This is a genomic window from Bacillus sp. FSL R7-0685, from assembly GCF_038002425.1.
Lineage (GTDB): Bacteria > Bacillota > Bacilli > Bacillales > Bacillaceae > Bacillus > Bacillus subtilis.
The window spans coordinates 3,136,444-3,151,574 of record NZ_JBBOCN010000001.1 but is presented as its reverse complement, the minus strand read 5'-3'; the positions used below and the strand labels follow the sequence as shown (position 1 = coordinate 3,151,574).

Sequence of the window (15,131 nt, the reverse complement as noted above, 5' to 3'; positions counted from 1 at the left end):
GGCTTTCTTTATGGCATGGACATGGGAAAGGAGCGAATAAGATGGTCCAAAACGAAGAAAAAACACCGAAGTCCCAAAAGATTCAGGACCGCATTATTATGGCAATGATCTGGGTAGTCGCAGCCCTTGTGATTGCGCTGGTTGTAGGAACTGCATTGAATTATATAAATATCTTCAAATAAAAAAGGAGCTGTGTCGCAGACACAAGCTCTCTTTTTTTATTATTTATTTTCAAAAAGACTTGTTGAGTGAAGAGGCTGTACGCGGGCTTTCGGGTCCATGTAAGCCTTGGCGTTGTTCACTGCTGTCGGTGCCTCACCGAAGCCGCTGGCAATCAGGTTGACTTTTCCTTCGTATGTACAAATGTCACCTGCTGCAAAGAAGCCTTCGATATTTGTTTCCATTGTTGATTTCACGACAATGGAATTTTTCTCGATGTCCAGGCCCCAGTTTTTGATCGGTCCAAGAGATGAAACGAAACCGTAGTTGACGATTAAGTCATCAATTTCTAAAATCTCTTTGCGGTCGCCTTTCACTTCTTCAAGCACTAGCTGTTCGATTTTGTCTTCGCCGATCAGCTCCGCAGGGACGAATGGTGTCAGGACATTAACCTTCGACGCATGAAGGTTTTCCACACTGTGCTCGTGCGCACGGAACTTGTCGCGGCGGTGAATGATCGATACTTCTTTTGCGATTGGCTCAAGCATAAGCGCCCAGTCAACCGCGGAATCTCCACCGCCAAGGATCGCAACGCGTCTGCCGGCGAATTTTTGCAGATCATCAACGAAGTAATGGAGGTTTTTGCCTTCATACTGCTCGGCATTTTCAAGTTCCAGCTTTCTCGGTTTGAATGCGCCGTTTCCTGCAGTTATGATGACCGTTTTAGAGTAGTGGGTTTCTTCATTTGTTACAAGCTTAAACACGCCGTCCGCTTGTTTCTCAACAGATTCAACCGCTTGCTCCAGACAAATGGTTTGGTCGAATTTCGCCATTTGCTCTTTTAGGTTATTGATAAGCTCTTGCGCGCGGATTTTCGGGAATCCCGCTACATCATATATATACTTCTCAGGGTATAGGGCGCTAAGCTGTCCGCCGAGCTGAGGCAGGCTTTCGATAATTTTGACGCTTGCCTGTCTCATCCCGCCGTAAAAAGCGGTGAATAAGCCGACCGGTCCCCCGCCTATAATTGTAATATCATAAACCTTTGTATCCTCTCGCATACGAAAATTGCCTCCTAAATGAAAATTGTTATTAATTATACCATATTGCCGTTCAAATTGACGAGTCAGCAGAAAAAATCGTAAGGATCTAACGTGCCCATCCGTTCTTGAAAATATTTCCGCAGGCCGCTACGATAATAACCAAATGAAATGATCTTTTTCTGAATGTTTCTTGGGCCAGCCGGATAAACATGATAATAGTGCTACGGGTAAGGACTTCACAAAAAACTTTTCAATATATTTCATAAAATCCCGCCAATAAGCTGAAGCTAACACAAATGATGATTTTATTATGGGTCTAACAAAAGCAAAAAAAGAGAAGGTGGATGTGATGGCATTGAATAAGCCCAAAATCGTGATTTTAGGTGCAGGATATGGCGGATTGATGACGGTGACAAGGCTGACGAAGTATGTCGGGCCGAATGATGCTGACATTACGCTTGTAAATAAACACAATTATCATTATGAAACGACATGGATGCATGAAGCGAGCGCGGGTACGCTCCATCATGACCGCTGCCGTTATCAGATAAAAGATGTAATCAACCAGTCACGGGTGAATTTTGTACAGGATACCGTAAAGGCAATCAAAATTGATGAGAAAAAAGTTGTGCTTGCGAATGGAGAATTGCAGTACGATTATTTAGTCATCGGGCTCGGCGCCGTGCCTGAAACGTTCGGCATTAAAGGCTTAAAAGAATATGCGTTTCCGATTGCCAACATCAACACGTCGCGCCTGCTGCGGGAACATATTGAGCTGCAGTTTGCGACTTACAATACGGAAGCGGAAAAACGGCCGGACAGGTTAACGATCGTTGTTGGCGGTGCCGGATTTACGGGAATTGAATTTCTTGGCGAACTGGCTGCTCGCGTGCCGGAGCTCTGTAAGGAATATGACGTTGACAGAAGCCTTGTCCGCATCATTTGTGTGGAAGCAGCGCCGACCGTTTTGCCGGGCTTTGATCCGGAACTTGTTGATTACGCCGTACATTATCTTGAGGAAAACGGAGTTGAGTTCAAGATCGGAACGGCTGTACAAGAATGTACACCAGAAGGAGTCAGAGTCGGCAAAAAAGATGAAGAACCAGAGCAGATCAAATCGCAAACCGTTGTATGGGCGGCAGGTGTCCGCGGCCATCCGATTGTGGAGGAAGCCGGTTTTGAGAATATGCGCGGCCGAGTCAAAGTCAACCCTGATCTCCGCGCCCCGGGACATGACAATGTCTTTATTCTCGGCGACAGCTCGCTGTTTATGAATGAAGATACAGAGCGCCCGTATCCGCCGACTGCGCAAATTGCAATGCAGCAGGGCATAACGGTCGCTAAAAACCTTGGCAGGCTTATTAAAGGCAGAGAGCTTGAGGAATTCAAGCCGGACATTAAGGGAACAGTGGCTTCTCTTGGCGAGCATAACGCGGTTGGGGTTGTTTATGGCAGAAAGCTGAAAGGCACGCCCGCTTCGTTTATGAAAAAAGTCATCGATAACCGCTCACTGTTTATGATTGGCGGACTCGGACTGACATTGAAAAAAGGCAAGTTCAAGTTTTTCTAAAAACCCGCGGAAGCGGGTTTTCTTTATTAAAAAACGCCAAAATAAAAAGAGAACGAGAGGAAAACAAGTATGTTTCCGCTTACATCAAAAGATTTGTCACATGATCTGACTTTATTGTTGACAGCTTGATATGGTATATTATCAGAAAATTAAGAAAAAGGGTGATGATTAGATGAAAACTGCAACGACAACCGCTTCACATGCATGCCCATTTTGTTCAGGGAAAGGATATTTTCAATTGATTCTCGGCGGTTCAGAGACTTGTCCGTCTTGCCAGGGGACAGGAAAAGACAGTCATTCTTTTTCCAGCCGTTGACTTTATTTCAGCCCCCGCGTTACACTAAAAACAACGCAGGGGGGTGGAATAGGTTGATTAGTCTGCCAGTCGTAATCATCTCAATTGTTTTGTTTTTTGTCTTGTTTTTTGGAATCGGTTTCTTATTAAACATGCTGCTGAGAATGTCTTGGATTATGGCTGTGATTTATCCAATTGTATGCCTTTTCATTATCAGCAAAGAAAAGCTGATCAGCTATGTCCAGTCGCCGGGAGAATCCTTTGCCAGCCTGTTTCATCGTGTCTTATCATTAGCGGCTGCTGATGTGCTGATTTTAGTCAGCGGTTTGGCCGGCGCCATCGTGTCCGGTATAGCGATCAACATGCTTAGAAAAAGAGGATATCAAATGTTTTAAATGCCGCTTTCTTCTAAAGAAAGCTTTTTTTATGCGTTCAGCTCATTCACCATTTTGAATAATGCTCTCTCCACTTGGGAACAATGATTCGGAGGAGAGGTGAATGATGTTGAATATGATCAGACGTTTGCTGATGACCTGTTTATTTCTGCTTGCATTTGGCACGACATTTTTATCAGTGTCAGGAATTGAAGCGAAGGACTTGTCAAAATGGGTGCAGGAACATCAGGAAAAGCACTTGAAGCATGCAGGACTGACATTAAAAGCATTGCAGCAGAAACAAACACAAACCACGTCCGCGGCTGAGGATAAAACAAAACCGTTAGAAGAGGCATTTGATTGGAATGAATATCCAGTCCAAAGAGTAACAGCAACAGGCTACACAGCAGGAGCTGAGTCGACGGGCAAAAATCCTGGTGATCCATTATACGGGCTTACATATTCAGGTGTGAAAGTGAAACGGGATTTATATTCCACGGTTGCTGCTGACCCGTCCGTATTTCCGATTGGCACGATCTTATTCATTCCGAACTACGGTCTCGGCGTTGTAGCTGACACAGGATCGGCAATTAAGGGAAACCGCCTTGATCTGTACTTTGAAACCGTCAAAGATGTATACAATGAATGGGGCAAAAAAACCCTTGATGTATATGTGATTAAAAAGGGAACGGGAAAGATTACCGAGGATGAGCTTGAGAAGCTCAATGAAACAAAATCTTTGCAAGTGTTCAGAAATCAATATAAAACTGTGAAAGAATAAAACGCTCCAGCGAAAGCAGGAGCGTTTTTTTACATGAAAAAGTAAGCGAGTACCAATGTCAGTAAAATACCTGTTAGTCCTCCGAAAAAGACTTCGATCGGCTGATGTCCGAGAAGCTCTTTCAGCTTTTTTTGCTTTTCTTTCTCTGCTGCCTTAGGGAAGTCCTTCGCTTCATTTACGAAACGGTTAAAATCAATGACAAGCTTATTAATGACTGTTGCCTGCTCACCGGCGTGACGTCTGACGCCAGTTGCGTCAAACATGGTTATGACGGCGAAAATGGCGGAAACCGCAAAGAGTGAGGAGTCTAATCCATGCTCCAAGGCTACGCCTGTTGAAAGTGCAGTGACCGCTGCGGAGTGAGAGCTGGGCATGCCGCCTGTGCTTGTGACCAGCGACCAGTCCAGTTTTCTGGACACGATAAACTGTATGGGCACTTTGATGACCTGAGCAAAAATAATTGCGGCCAGGCTTGATAATAAAGGAAAATTCGTTAAAAGTTCCATCGGCGACATCCTTTCTATTTGAAAAATCCTTCGTGTTTCAAAAGAAAAAAGCAAGTCTTAGACTGTTGTTTGTTAAAATAAGTATAGTGGAAAGAATGTTTTTCCTATTATACCATTGTTCATTACAAATACCCATTACGTTAGGAGTGTAAGCCTCATGTTTTATGCTGTTCAACAATCAGAGCATACAGAAACCCTTGTGGTCGGGCTTTTTCAAAAAAGCCAGCTGACAGGAAAAGCGTTGGAAATTGATGAAATGCTCGAAGGCCATCTGACACAGCTTTTAAAAGAGGGCGATGTCTCTGCGAAACCGAATCAAGTATCAAAAGTATTCCCTCCATCTTCTGCGGGTATGAAACGGATTTATTTCGTTGGTCTGGGGAGAGAAGCAAATTATTCGTTTGAACAGGCGAAGGAACGTTTTGCTCATGTTTTTCAAGCCATTCATAAAGATCGAAAACAAGAAACTGCTGTTCTGCTTGATACGTTTATTTCGGAAGACGTGCCTCCAGCCGATGCCGCGCATGCTTTAGCTGAGAGCTGCCTGCTTGCTTCCTATGAGGTGCAGGATTATAAGCACAAATCAAATGAGCCTGACAAACAAATTGAAGCCGTGTATGTTGTAACAGATGAAGATACACAGGAAGTGCAGGCGGGGCTTCGCGTCGGCCAGGCATACGGACAAGGGACAAATTCGGCTAGAACGCTTGTGAATATGCCGGGAAACATGCTGACAGCGACTGACCTCGCTTCGTATGCTGAAGAGCTTGCGGCGAAATATGATTTTGAGTGTGAGATATTGGAGAAATCAGAGATGGAAGAGCTCGGTATGGGCGGAATACTTGCGGTAAACCAAGGCTCCACCGAACCGCCGAAAATGATTGTGTTGAAATATCAGGGCAAAAAGGAATGGGAGGACGTCGTCGGACTAGTCGGGAAAGGAATTACCTTTGACACAGGCGGCTACTCCATTAAAACGAAATCTGGAATTGTCGGCATGAAATCAGATATGGGAGGAGCAGCTGCGGTTCTCGGTGCTATGGAAACGATCGGAGAGCTTCGTCCTGAGCAAAACGTGCTGTGCGTTATTCCATCAACCGATAATATGATTTCCGGCGGGGCCATGAAGCCGGATGACGTGATCGTATCTTTAAGCGGAAAAACAATAGAAATCCTTAATACGGATGCTGAAGGAAGGCTAGTGCTTGCAGATGGCATTACATACGCGAAACAGCATGGCGCATCAGTTCTTGTCGATGTAGCTACGCTTACCGGCGGCGTCGTTGTGGCATTAGGAACAGAAACAACCGGTGCAATGACAAATGATCAAAGCTTTTACCAGCAGGTAGCTGATGCTGCACAAGAGTGCGGCGAGGCAATCTGGCAGCTGCCGATAACAGAGAAGGATAAAAAACGCGTGAAAAGCAGCCAAATGGCGGATCTCAACAATTCACCGGGACGCGAGGGACATGCGATTATGGCAGGAACGTTTCTTGGTGAATTCGCTGAGTCAACACCTTGGGTTCACCTTGATATTGCAGGAACAGCGACTGCCAATAAAGCAACCTGCTTCGGGCCGGCCGGGGCTACTGGCGTTATGGCAAGAACACTGGCTACACTTGCGGAGCGATTTACATTGGAAGAAGATAAAAACGAGTAATGAAAAATCCCTGCTGTATGATGCGGCAGGGATTTTTTCTTCCGAAATCTTTAGTTGACTAAAGTGGATCGGTTATGATACGATACGTTCGTACTTTATTTATCTACTACATTAGCAAACTAAAGGATTTTTGGAGGGGTATCATCATGAATGCAGTCGTCATCGCAGTCCTGCTTATGCTTGTATTAAGCCTGCTGCGTGTCAATATTGTTATCGCATTAATTATAGGCGCCTTGGCCGGCGGGTTAACAGGCGGGCTCGGTCTTGGCGAAACGGTTAAAGCTTTTACAGACGGTCTCGGCGGAAATGCCACCGTTGCAGTCAGCTATGCCATGCTTGGCGCGTTTGCCGCCGCTTTGACGAAAACAGGTCTTCCGGACGCAATGGTGGAAGCCTCCGTTAAATTAATCGGAAATAAAGAAGATTCTCGAAAAAAAGCACTGTCTAAGGTGCTGATTGTGCTGATTATTTTAATTGTATCTTGTTTTTCGCAAAACGTCGTTCCGGTTCACATCGCGTTTATCCCGGTGCTGATTCCGCCGCTTTTGAAAATCTTTAATGAACTTGAAATGGACCGCCGTCTGATCGCGTGTGTAATTACATTTGGCTTAACGGCTCCTTATATTTTGCTTCCGGTCGGTTTCGGCCAAATCTTCCAAGGCATGCTGAAGGACAATATGGCGGATGCCGGGTTAAACGTTCCGCTTGCTGATATTCCGTACGCACTGATTATTCCAGTTGCAGGTATGGTTGTCGGCCTTATTTTATCAGTGATCGTATACCGTAAACCGAAACAATATGAAACAAAAGACATTTCAGGTGCAGAAGCATCGCCATATACGAGAAAAAGTATTGGTATCGCGGTTCTAGCCATTGTTGTGTCACTCGGCGTCCAGCTTTACTTATCTCAGACTTTGGGAGTAGAAGGAATGATTATGGGGGCGCTCGCTGGTCTGATTGTTCTGTTTGTCAGCGGTGTGATGAAGCGTGATGAAGCGGACTCACTGATTACTGATGGAATGGTTTTAATGGCCTTTATCGGCTTTGTCATGCTTGTTGCAGCCGGGTTTTCAAACGTATTGACGAAAACCGGGGATGTCGAGTCACTGGTCAAAACGTCAGCTGGTTTTATCGGACACAGTCAGTCCTTGGGCGCATTGCTGATGCTCATTGTCGGCTTATTAATTACAATGGGAATCGGATCTTCTTTTGCGACGATTCCTGTTATCACAACCATCTTTGTGCCTCTATGCATGCAGCTAGGATTCAGCCCGATGGCAACGATTGCGATTATCGGAGCTGCTGCTGCCCTCGGCGATGCCGGTTCACCTGCCAGTGACAGTACGCTTGGGCCGACTTCAGGTTTGAGTGCGGACGGCCAGCATCACCACATTTGGGATACTTGTGTGCCGACATTTATATTTTATAATATTCCGCTTGTCATCTTTGGCTGGATTGCAGCGCTTGTTTTATAGGAAAAAGGCTCCCCTTTACTGGGGAGCCTTTTCTCGTTATGATAAAAAAACCGTCCAATAGAACGGTTTTACATGGACGATATGTGATTTCTGTTAAAGCCGGTTGCTTTATGAATAGAGCGGTAGATTGCTGGTGCGATAAACGACAGTATCACAGCCAGCGCTGTATCTTTTACCATAAACCAAATCATAAAGCCCCAAGCCGTGCCGTAGCTCACTGGCGTATGAATCCACAGCTTCAGTGCAAGATACATATAGGTAGTGCCGATGAGATACATGATCGCCGTTCCGATAAGTGAAGCAATGAGAAATCGAATTTTACTTGGCTGAATGTTTCGTTCTAAAAACCATCCCGCTGCAAATGCTGCCGGGATGTATGAGATAATAAACCCGCCGCTTTTCCCTGCAAACGGTGCGAAGCCTGCTGAAAATTGAGCAAACACAGGCGCTCCGGCCAATCCGACAAGTGCATATACAATCATGGCAATCGCTGCTCGTTTGCTGCCAAGAAGCAAAGCAGCCAAGAGACAGAAAAACGGCTGCATCGAAAGCGGAATGCCGGCTACTTGTAAAAAGGGTGCTACTGATGTAATGTTGGCCCCGACAGCCATAAGTGCGGAGAACATGCCAATCAGCGCCATATCTCCCGCACGAAGTTTACGTTGTTTCATCGTTGTTCCCCCTTAGGTTGACATACACAATCATAGAGTAATAAAGAACAAAAAGATTGTCAACATGATTTTAATTTAGGTTAACAAAAAGGAGACCCATATGTATTTCGGAAAAACAAGACAGTCCGATCAATCTGGAAGAGTGCCGCCAAATCAAAACGTCACCACTTCATTTCCTGTGCTTCATACCGGAGATGTCCCATATTACGAAGATATGACGAAATGGAATCTTCAAGTATACGGTTTGGTTGACCATCCGATGCTGCTAAGCTTTGAAGATGTCAAAGCCTTTCCACGGTATGAATCGAAAAATGACATTCATTGTGTCACGGGATGGTCAAGGCTTGATAATGTGTGGCAAGGCGTGCGGGCTTGTGATATAGCGGAAAAAGCGGGTGTAAAAGAAGAAGCGGGCTACGTCATTTTACATGCTGAAGAGGGCTGGACGACCAATCTGCCGCTTGATGATTTCTTAGCGGAAACTTCCCTTCTGGCTTATGCGCATAATGGCGAACCTTTAACCCCTGAACACGGCTTTCCGCTGCGGGGTGTATTTCCGCATCTGTATTTTTGGAAAAGCGCCAAGTGGCTGCGCGGCATCCAATTTACGAAAGAAAATCACCCTGGCTTTTGGGAGCGGAATGGCTATCACATGAGAGGCGATCCTTGGCAAAATCAAAGGTTTACATGGGATTAAGGTTCTATTTCAAATAGGACAATCCGCATCTTTATTGGGTTTTTACTTCCATATTGATAGTCTGCAGGTACCTTATTTGATCAAGGTGCCTTTTTTATTCGGGAAAAAGTTGACTTTCTTTGGAAGAAAACCTATTATTTGAGGTGTCTAGTTGATAGTGAAAATCATTATCATACATTGCGGTTTAGTTTAAGGAGAGGAATGTCGTACTGCATGAAAGAGCAAACAACAGACCGGACAAATGGCGGGACATCGAACGCATTTACGATTCCTGGTACGGAAGTGCGTATGATGTCTTCACGCAATGAAAACCGTCCCTATCACATTTTTATCTCGAAACCTAGTACGCCGCCGCCACCCGCTGGTTATCCTGTGATTTATCTGCTGGATGCCAATTCTGTCTTCGGAACGATGACGGAAGCCGTTCGAATACAGGGACGCCGACCCGAAAAAACCGGGGTGATCCCTGCAGTGATCGTCGGCATTGGCTATGAGACAGCGGAGCCGTTCTCCTCAGCACGCCACAGGGATTTTACAATGCCAACAGCCCAATCGAAGCTGCCGGAAAGGCCCGACGGCAGAGAATGGCCGGAGCATGGCGGAGCGGAGGGCTTTTTCAGATTTATTGAAGAGGATTTAAAACCGGAGATAGAACGAGATTACCAGATTGATAAAAATAGACAAACAATCTTTGGCCATTCGCTCGGAGGGCTTTTCGTGCTGCAGGTGCTGCTAACAAAGCCTGATGCGTTTCAAACGTATATCGCAGGAAGTCCGTCCATTCATTGGAATAAACCGTTTATTCTCGAGAAAACGGACCATTTCGTCTCTCTCACCAAGAAAAACAATCAGCCTATCAATATCCTGCTTGCCGCAGGAGAATTAGAGCAGCATCATAAAAGCCGGATGAATGATAATGCAAGGGAGCTTTATGAGCGGCTGGCCGTTTTATCTGAACAAGGCATACGGGCAGAATTTTGCGAGTTTTCAGGAGAAGGACATATTTCAGTTCTTCCTGTTTTGGTCAGCAGGGCGCTGCGTTTTGCGCTTCACCCTGACGGACCGCATCTATCAATGGGCTGAGACATACTCAGCCTTGCCTTTAAAAAAATATTTGTCACTGAAATTATATTTGACTGTCACATGACATTTGGATATGATTATTTTTATAATTGATAATGATAATCATTATCAATAGATTGCGTTTTTCAAGGCGCAGCAGTCTTTTTCGCTGGATGTCTGTTTGGCATTTAGAGCGAAGAAAGGAATTGATGATATGAATGCAAAGGGTATAGAGGGAAAAATTGCTTTTATAACAGGGGCTGCCCAAGGAATAGGCGAAGCTGTTGCGCGGACGCTTGCCAGTCAAGGCGCACATATTGCGGCAGTTGATTATAATCCTGAAAAGCTGGAAAAGGTTGTGAGCAGCCTCAAAGCAGAAGGCCGCCATGCAGAAGCTTTTCCTGCGGATGTGAGAGACAGCGCGGCGATTGACGAGATCACGGCGCGCATCGAACGTGAAATGGGGCCGATTGATATTTTAGTGAATGTAGCGGGTGTCCTTCGCCCGGGACTGATCCATTCGCTTAGCGATGAGGAATGGGAGGCGACGTTCTCAGTGAATTCGACTGGCGTATTTAACGCCTCGCGTTCAGTCAGCAAATATATGATGGACCGAAGATCGGGTTCGATTGTAACAGTCGGATCGAATGCTGCCGGTGTACCAAGAACATCTATGGCGGCATATGCGTCTTCAAAGGCTGCGGCTGTGATGTTTACGAAATGCCTTGGCCTTGAGCTTGCAGAATACAATATTCGCTGCAACATTGTATCTCCCGGATCAACGGAAACTGACATGCAGTGGTCATTATGGGTCGACGAGAATGGAGCGGAGCAAGTCATAAAAGGATCACTTGAGACATTTAAAACAGGGATCCCGCTCAAAAAACTAGCCAAGCCTTCGGATATTGCGGATGCGGTGCTCTTTTTGGTTTCTGGCCAGGCAGGGCATATTACGATGCATAATTTATGCGTAGATGGCGGCGCGACCTTAGGCGTGTAACTGAATTTAAAGGAGGTTCATGAGAATGTTGGATCAAAACGTTATAACAGAAACAAAAGCGGAGCATTTGCTTCATGAATATCAGCCGGGCGCCTTTTTCTTAGCGTCTCCTCATCGTGTACTGTTAGCGAAAGGTATATGTGAAATCGTACCGGAGGCAGACGGGCAAAACCAAATGGAAACCCTTTCTGGCCGAATTGCAGAGGCGTTACGTCAGGCAAAACAATCAGGGCAAAGCCGGCCGCTTGTTGTCGGGGCCGTTCCTTTTGATCAAGTAAAAGCAGCGCGGCTCGTTGTACCTGAAGAAGTGCGCTGGTCAGGACCGCTTCAATTTGATCATGAGGAAGAGGAACAGCAGGCTGGGCATACATACCACATAAAGCCTGTTCCTGAACCTGAGGATTATAAAAATGGTGTTGAACAAGGGCTGGCACGCATTGCCGATGGAACACTCAGCAAAATCGTTCTGTCCAGGTCGCTGCATTTGACATCGCCTGAACCGATTCAGACGGATGAATTGCTTCGCCATCTGGCTCAGCATAACTCGCATGGCTACACGTTTGCCGCAGACGTGTCCAGTCAGGAGGAAACGTCTCCCCACCGAACATTGCTCGGAGCAAGTCCGGAGCTTCTCGTTTCAAGGATGGGAACACAGGTCGTTTCCAACCCATTAGCCGGCTCAAGGCCGCGCAGTAATGATCCTGTTGAAGACCAGCGCCGGGCAGCTGAATTGCTTTCTTCCGCAAAGGATCTTCATGAGCACGCGGTTGTCGCTGACGCGGTTGCGGCAGCGCTGAGACCTTTCTGCCGGACGCTGGAGGTTCCGGAGAAGCCTTCACTGATCAAAACGGAAACGATGTGGCACCTGTCCAGCGTGATTAAGGGAGAGCTTTCCGACCCGTCTGTAACCGCACTTGAATTGGCGGCGGCGCTCCACCCGACGCCAGCCGTCTGCGGAACACCGACTGATCTTGCAAGAGAAGCGATTCTCAGCATTGAACCATTTGACCGCGGTTTCTTTACCGGCATGGTCGGATGGTGTGACGATGCCGGTGACGGAGAATGGATCGTGACCATCCGTTGTGCAGAAGCAGAAGAACGCTCACTCCGCCTGTATGCTGGAGCTGGTGTTGTGGCCGGTTCAAAGCCCGAGGACGAGCTTCAGGAGACGTCCGCAAAGTTTCGGACAATGCTGCGGGCAATGGGCGTGGATCACATATGAACAGAATGAATTGCTGGAGGGATACAACATGCTGAAAGGATTTACGCCTTGGCCTGATGAGTTAGCTGAGACCTATCGAAAGAACGGTTGCTGGGCCGGTGAGACGTTTGGAGATTTGTTAAGGGACCGGGCAGCCAAATATGGTGATCACATTGCCATTACATGCGGAAACACCCATTGGAGCTATCGAGAGCTGGACACAAGGGCTGATCGCCTGGCTGCCGGATTTCAAAAGCTCGGCATTCAACAGATGGATCGTGTTGTGGTGCAGCTGCCAAATATCAAAGAGTTTTTTGAAGTCATTTTCGCGCTTTTCCGTCTGGGGGCGCTTCCAGTCTTCGCACTGCCTTCTCATCGAAGCAGTGAAATTACATATTTTTGCGAGTTTGCTGAAGCGGCTGCATATATCATTCCCGACGCTTATTCCGGTTTTGACTACCGTTCGCTTGCCAGACAGGTTCAAAGCAAGCTGCCGACTTTGAAAAACATCATTGTCGCAGGTGAGGCAGAGGAATTTTTACCGCTGGAGGATTTGCATGCAGAACCTGTAAAACTGCCTGAAGTCAAATCATCGGATGTGGCGTTCCTCCAGCTTTCTGGCGGGAGCACCGGGCTATCGAAACTGATTCCGAGGACCCACGATGACTACATATACAGCCTGAAGCGGAGTGTGGAGGTCTGCTGGCTCGACCACAGCACGGTGTACTTGGCCGCGCTGCCGATGGCACACAATTATCCGCTGAGCTCACCCGGCGTTCTCGGCGTATTATACGCTGGAGGAAGAGTGGTATTATCTCCTTCTCCAAGTCCAGATGACGCATTTCCTTTAATTGAACGGGAAAAGGTCACGATAACCGCTCTTGTTCCGCCTCTTGCGATGGTATGGATGGATGCGGCATCCTCACGCCGTGATGATTTATCCAGCCTTCAAGTGCTGCAGGTCGGCGGTGCCAAGTTTAGTGCTGAAGCCGCGCGCAGGGTAAAAGCTGTTTTCGGCTGCACGCTGCAGCAGGTGTTCGGAATGGCAGAGGGTCTCGTCAATTATACGAGATTGGATGATCCTGAGGAGATCATTGTCAACACCCAAGGAAAACCGATGTCTCCATATGATGAAATGCGTGTTTGGGATGATCATGATCGCGACGTAAAACCTGGTGAAACAGGCCATCTGCTGACGCGGGGGCCGTATACAATTCGAGGTTACTATAAGGCAGAAGAGCATAACGCCGCTTCATTTACTGAGGACGGTTTTTACCGTACGGGTGATATCGTCAGGCTGACACGAGACGGCTATATTGTCGTTGAAGGCCGGGCGAAGGATCAAATTAACCGTGGAGGAGAAAAGGTTGCGGCTGAAGAGGTAGAAAATCATCTGCTGGCGCATCCGGCTGTCCATGATGCGGCAATGGTCTCCATGCCTGATCAATTTCTTGGCGAAAGATCTTGTGTGTTCATTATTCCCCGGGATGAAGCCCCAAAAGCCGCAGAGCTTAAAGCATTTTTGAGAGAGCGCGGACTGGCGGCATATAAAATCCCTGATCGAGTTGAATTTGTCGAATCCTTCCCGCAGACAGGAGTAGGAAAAGTCAGCAAAAAAGCGCTCCGTGAAGCCATTTCCGAGAAGCTTCTTGCAGGATTTAAAAAATAAAACAACAATTTGAGAGGAAGTGTTCATATGGCTATACCTGCCATTCAGCCGTATCAAATGCCGACAGCATCTGATATGCCGCAAAACAAAGTATCATGGGTGCCTGATCCGAATCGGGCTGTCTTGTTAATACACGATATGCAAAACTATTTTGTTGATGCTTTCACAGCGGGAGCGTCTCCGGTAACAGAGCTTTCAGCGAATATACGAAAGCTGAAGAATCAATGTGTTCAGCTTGGGATTCCTGTTGTCTATACCGCACAGCCGGGAAGCCAAAATCCGGATGACCGTGCGCTGCTGACAGACTTTTGGGGCCCGGGATTAAACAGCGGTCCTTATGAGGAGAAAATTATAACCGAGCTGGCACCAGAGGATGATGATCTTGTGCTGACAAAATGGAGATACAGCGCGTTTAAGAGAACGAATCTGCTTGAAATGATGCGCAAAGAGGGACGCGATCAGCTGATCATTACAGGAATTTACGCCCATATCGGCTGTCTTGTTACAGCATGTGAAGCATTTATGGAGGATATTAAAGCCTTTTTTGTGGGAGATGCAGTTGCTGATTTTTCATTAGAAAAACATCAAATGGCGCTGGAATATGCGGCTGGACGCTGTGCGTTTACCGTGATGACTGACAGTCTTCTTGATCAGCTGCAGAATGCGCCGGCAGACGTTCAAAAAACGTCAGCAAACACTGGCAAAAAGAACGTGTTTACATGTGAGAATATCCGTAAACAAATTGCTGAGCTTCTACAAGAAACACCAGAAGACATCACAGATCAAGAGGATTTGCTCGATCGTGGTCTTGATTCGGTAAGGATCATGACATTGGTGGAACAATGGCGCCGTGAAGGGGCAGAGGTGACTTTCGTGGAATTGGCTGAACGCCCAACGATCGAAGAATGGCAGAAATTGCTCACAACCCGCAGCCAGCAAGTGCTGCCAAACGCGGATTATTTATAAAA

The 15,131-nt window shown here is 46.7% G+C and carries 16 protein-coding genes; 13 read left to right on the top strand and 3 right to left on the bottom strand.

The features are described 5' to 3' along the window. The first annotated feature begins 41 nt into the window (after window positions 1–41). Window positions 42–182: a hypothetical protein gene (locus MKY50_RS16475; protein WP_061891019.1), complete on the top strand. Its 141-nt coding sequence runs from the start codon at window positions 42–44 to the stop codon at window positions 180–182. Window positions 183–221: 39 nt separating this feature from the next. Here MKY50_RS16475 and yumC read toward each other — a convergent pair whose 3' ends face one another. Continuing rightward, entirely contained in the window at window positions 222–1,220 is a 999-nt protein-coding gene (gene yumC / locus MKY50_RS16470; RefSeq protein ID WP_003220618.1) for a ferredoxin--NADP reductase 2, read from the bottom strand. Window positions 1,221–1,551: 331 nt separating this feature from the next. Here yumC and MKY50_RS16465 point away from each other — a divergent pair, with 331 nt between their 5' ends. The 4 genes from MKY50_RS16465 (at window position 1,552) to spsC (ending at window position 4,222) form a co-directional block, all read left to right on the top strand. Continuing rightward, the gene (locus MKY50_RS16465) at window positions 1,552–2,772 is read left to right on the top strand and encodes an NAD(P)/FAD-dependent oxidoreductase (RefSeq protein WP_341116952.1); all 1,221 of its coding nucleotides are present in this window, start codon (window positions 1,552–1,554) and stop codon (window positions 2,770–2,772) included. A gap of 172 nt (window positions 2,773–2,944) precedes the next feature. Next, on the top strand, window positions 2,945–3,088 hold the full coding sequence (locus tag MKY50_RS16460; protein ID WP_003243733.1) for a YuiA family protein: 144 nt from the start codon (window positions 2,945–2,947) through the stop codon (window positions 3,086–3,088). 53 nt (window positions 3,089–3,141) lie between these two features. Then, window positions 3,142–3,462 carry a YuiB family protein gene (locus tag MKY50_RS16455; protein ID WP_003243877.1) on the top strand — a complete coding sequence of 107 codons (321 nt, stop codon included), beginning with the start codon at window positions 3,142–3,144 and terminating at the stop codon, window positions 3,460–3,462. 103 nt (window positions 3,463–3,565) lie between these two features. Beyond that, on the top strand, window positions 3,566–4,222 hold the full coding sequence (spsC, locus tag MKY50_RS16450; protein WP_015251313.1) for a stationary phase survival protein SpsC: 657 nt from the start codon (window positions 3,566–3,568) through the stop codon (window positions 4,220–4,222). Window positions 4,223–4,251: 29 nt separating this feature from the next. On the opposite strand, the gene MKY50_RS16445 is transcribed toward spsC, so the two are convergent. Then, window positions 4,252–4,728 (bottom strand): divergent PAP2 family protein, encoded by a 477-nt coding sequence (locus MKY50_RS16445; RefSeq protein WP_003244337.1) that lies wholly within the window; start codon window positions 4,726–4,728, stop codon window positions 4,252–4,254. A 157-nt stretch (window positions 4,729–4,885) separates the two neighbouring features. On the opposite strand from MKY50_RS16445, the gene MKY50_RS16440 reads away from it, so the two are divergent. Together MKY50_RS16440 and MKY50_RS16435 are read left to right on the top strand one after the other, a co-directional pair. Next, a complete protein-coding gene (locus MKY50_RS16440; protein WP_015251314.1) occupies window positions 4,886–6,388 on the top strand; it encodes a leucyl aminopeptidase in 1,503 nt (500 codons plus the stop codon). 146 nt (window positions 6,389–6,534) lie between these two features. Continuing rightward, the gene (locus MKY50_RS16435; RefSeq protein WP_003228736.1) at window positions 6,535–7,863 is read left to right on the top strand and encodes a Na+/H+ antiporter family protein; all 1,329 of its coding nucleotides are present in this window, start codon (window positions 6,535–6,537) and stop codon (window positions 7,861–7,863) included. 68 nt (window positions 7,864–7,931) lie between these two features. Here the strand turns inward: MKY50_RS16435 and MKY50_RS16430 are convergent, their stop codons facing one another. After that, entirely contained in the window at window positions 7,932–8,534 is a 603-nt protein-coding gene (locus MKY50_RS16430) for a biotin transporter BioY (protein WP_124059024.1), read from the bottom strand. Window positions 8,535–8,634: 100 nt separating this feature from the next. On the opposite strand from MKY50_RS16430, the gene MKY50_RS16425 reads away from it, so the two are divergent. The 6 genes from MKY50_RS16425 to MKY50_RS16400 all read left to right on the top strand — a co-directional run bounded on the left by MKY50_RS16425 (window position 8,635) and on the right by MKY50_RS16400 (window position 15,129). Continuing rightward, window positions 8,635–9,231, top strand: coding sequence for a sulfite oxidase-like oxidoreductase (locus MKY50_RS16425; protein ID WP_003228739.1), 597 nt, complete (start codon window positions 8,635–8,637; stop codon window positions 9,229–9,231). Window positions 9,232–9,444: 213 nt separating this feature from the next. Beyond that, window positions 9,445–10,314 carry a ferri-bacillibactin esterase BesA gene (besA, locus tag MKY50_RS16420; RefSeq protein ID WP_029318476.1) on the top strand — a complete coding sequence of 290 codons (870 nt, stop codon included), beginning with the start codon at window positions 9,445–9,447 and terminating at the stop codon, window positions 10,312–10,314. A 193-nt stretch (window positions 10,315–10,507) separates the two neighbouring features. Further along, window positions 10,508–11,293 carry a 2,3-dihydro-2,3-dihydroxybenzoate dehydrogenase gene (locus tag MKY50_RS16415; RefSeq protein WP_029318477.1) on the top strand — a complete coding sequence of 262 codons (786 nt, stop codon included), beginning with the start codon at window positions 10,508–10,510 and terminating at the stop codon, window positions 11,291–11,293. A gap of 25 nt (window positions 11,294–11,318) precedes the next feature. After that, window positions 11,319–12,515 carry an isochorismate synthase DhbC gene (dhbC, locus tag MKY50_RS16410; protein ID WP_029318478.1) on the top strand — a complete coding sequence of 399 codons (1,197 nt, stop codon included), beginning with the start codon at window positions 11,319–11,321 and terminating at the stop codon, window positions 12,513–12,515. Between the two features lie 28 nt (window positions 12,516–12,543). After that, a complete protein-coding gene (locus MKY50_RS16405) occupies window positions 12,544–14,163 on the top strand; it encodes a (2,3-dihydroxybenzoyl)adenylate synthase (RefSeq protein WP_341116946.1) in 1,620 nt (539 codons plus the stop codon). Between the two features lie 27 nt (window positions 14,164–14,190). After that, window positions 14,191–15,129 carry an isochorismatase gene (locus tag MKY50_RS16400; protein ID WP_003228749.1) on the top strand — a complete coding sequence of 313 codons (939 nt, stop codon included), beginning with the start codon at window positions 14,191–14,193 and terminating at the stop codon, window positions 15,127–15,129. Window positions 15,130–15,131 lie beyond the last annotated feature (2 nt).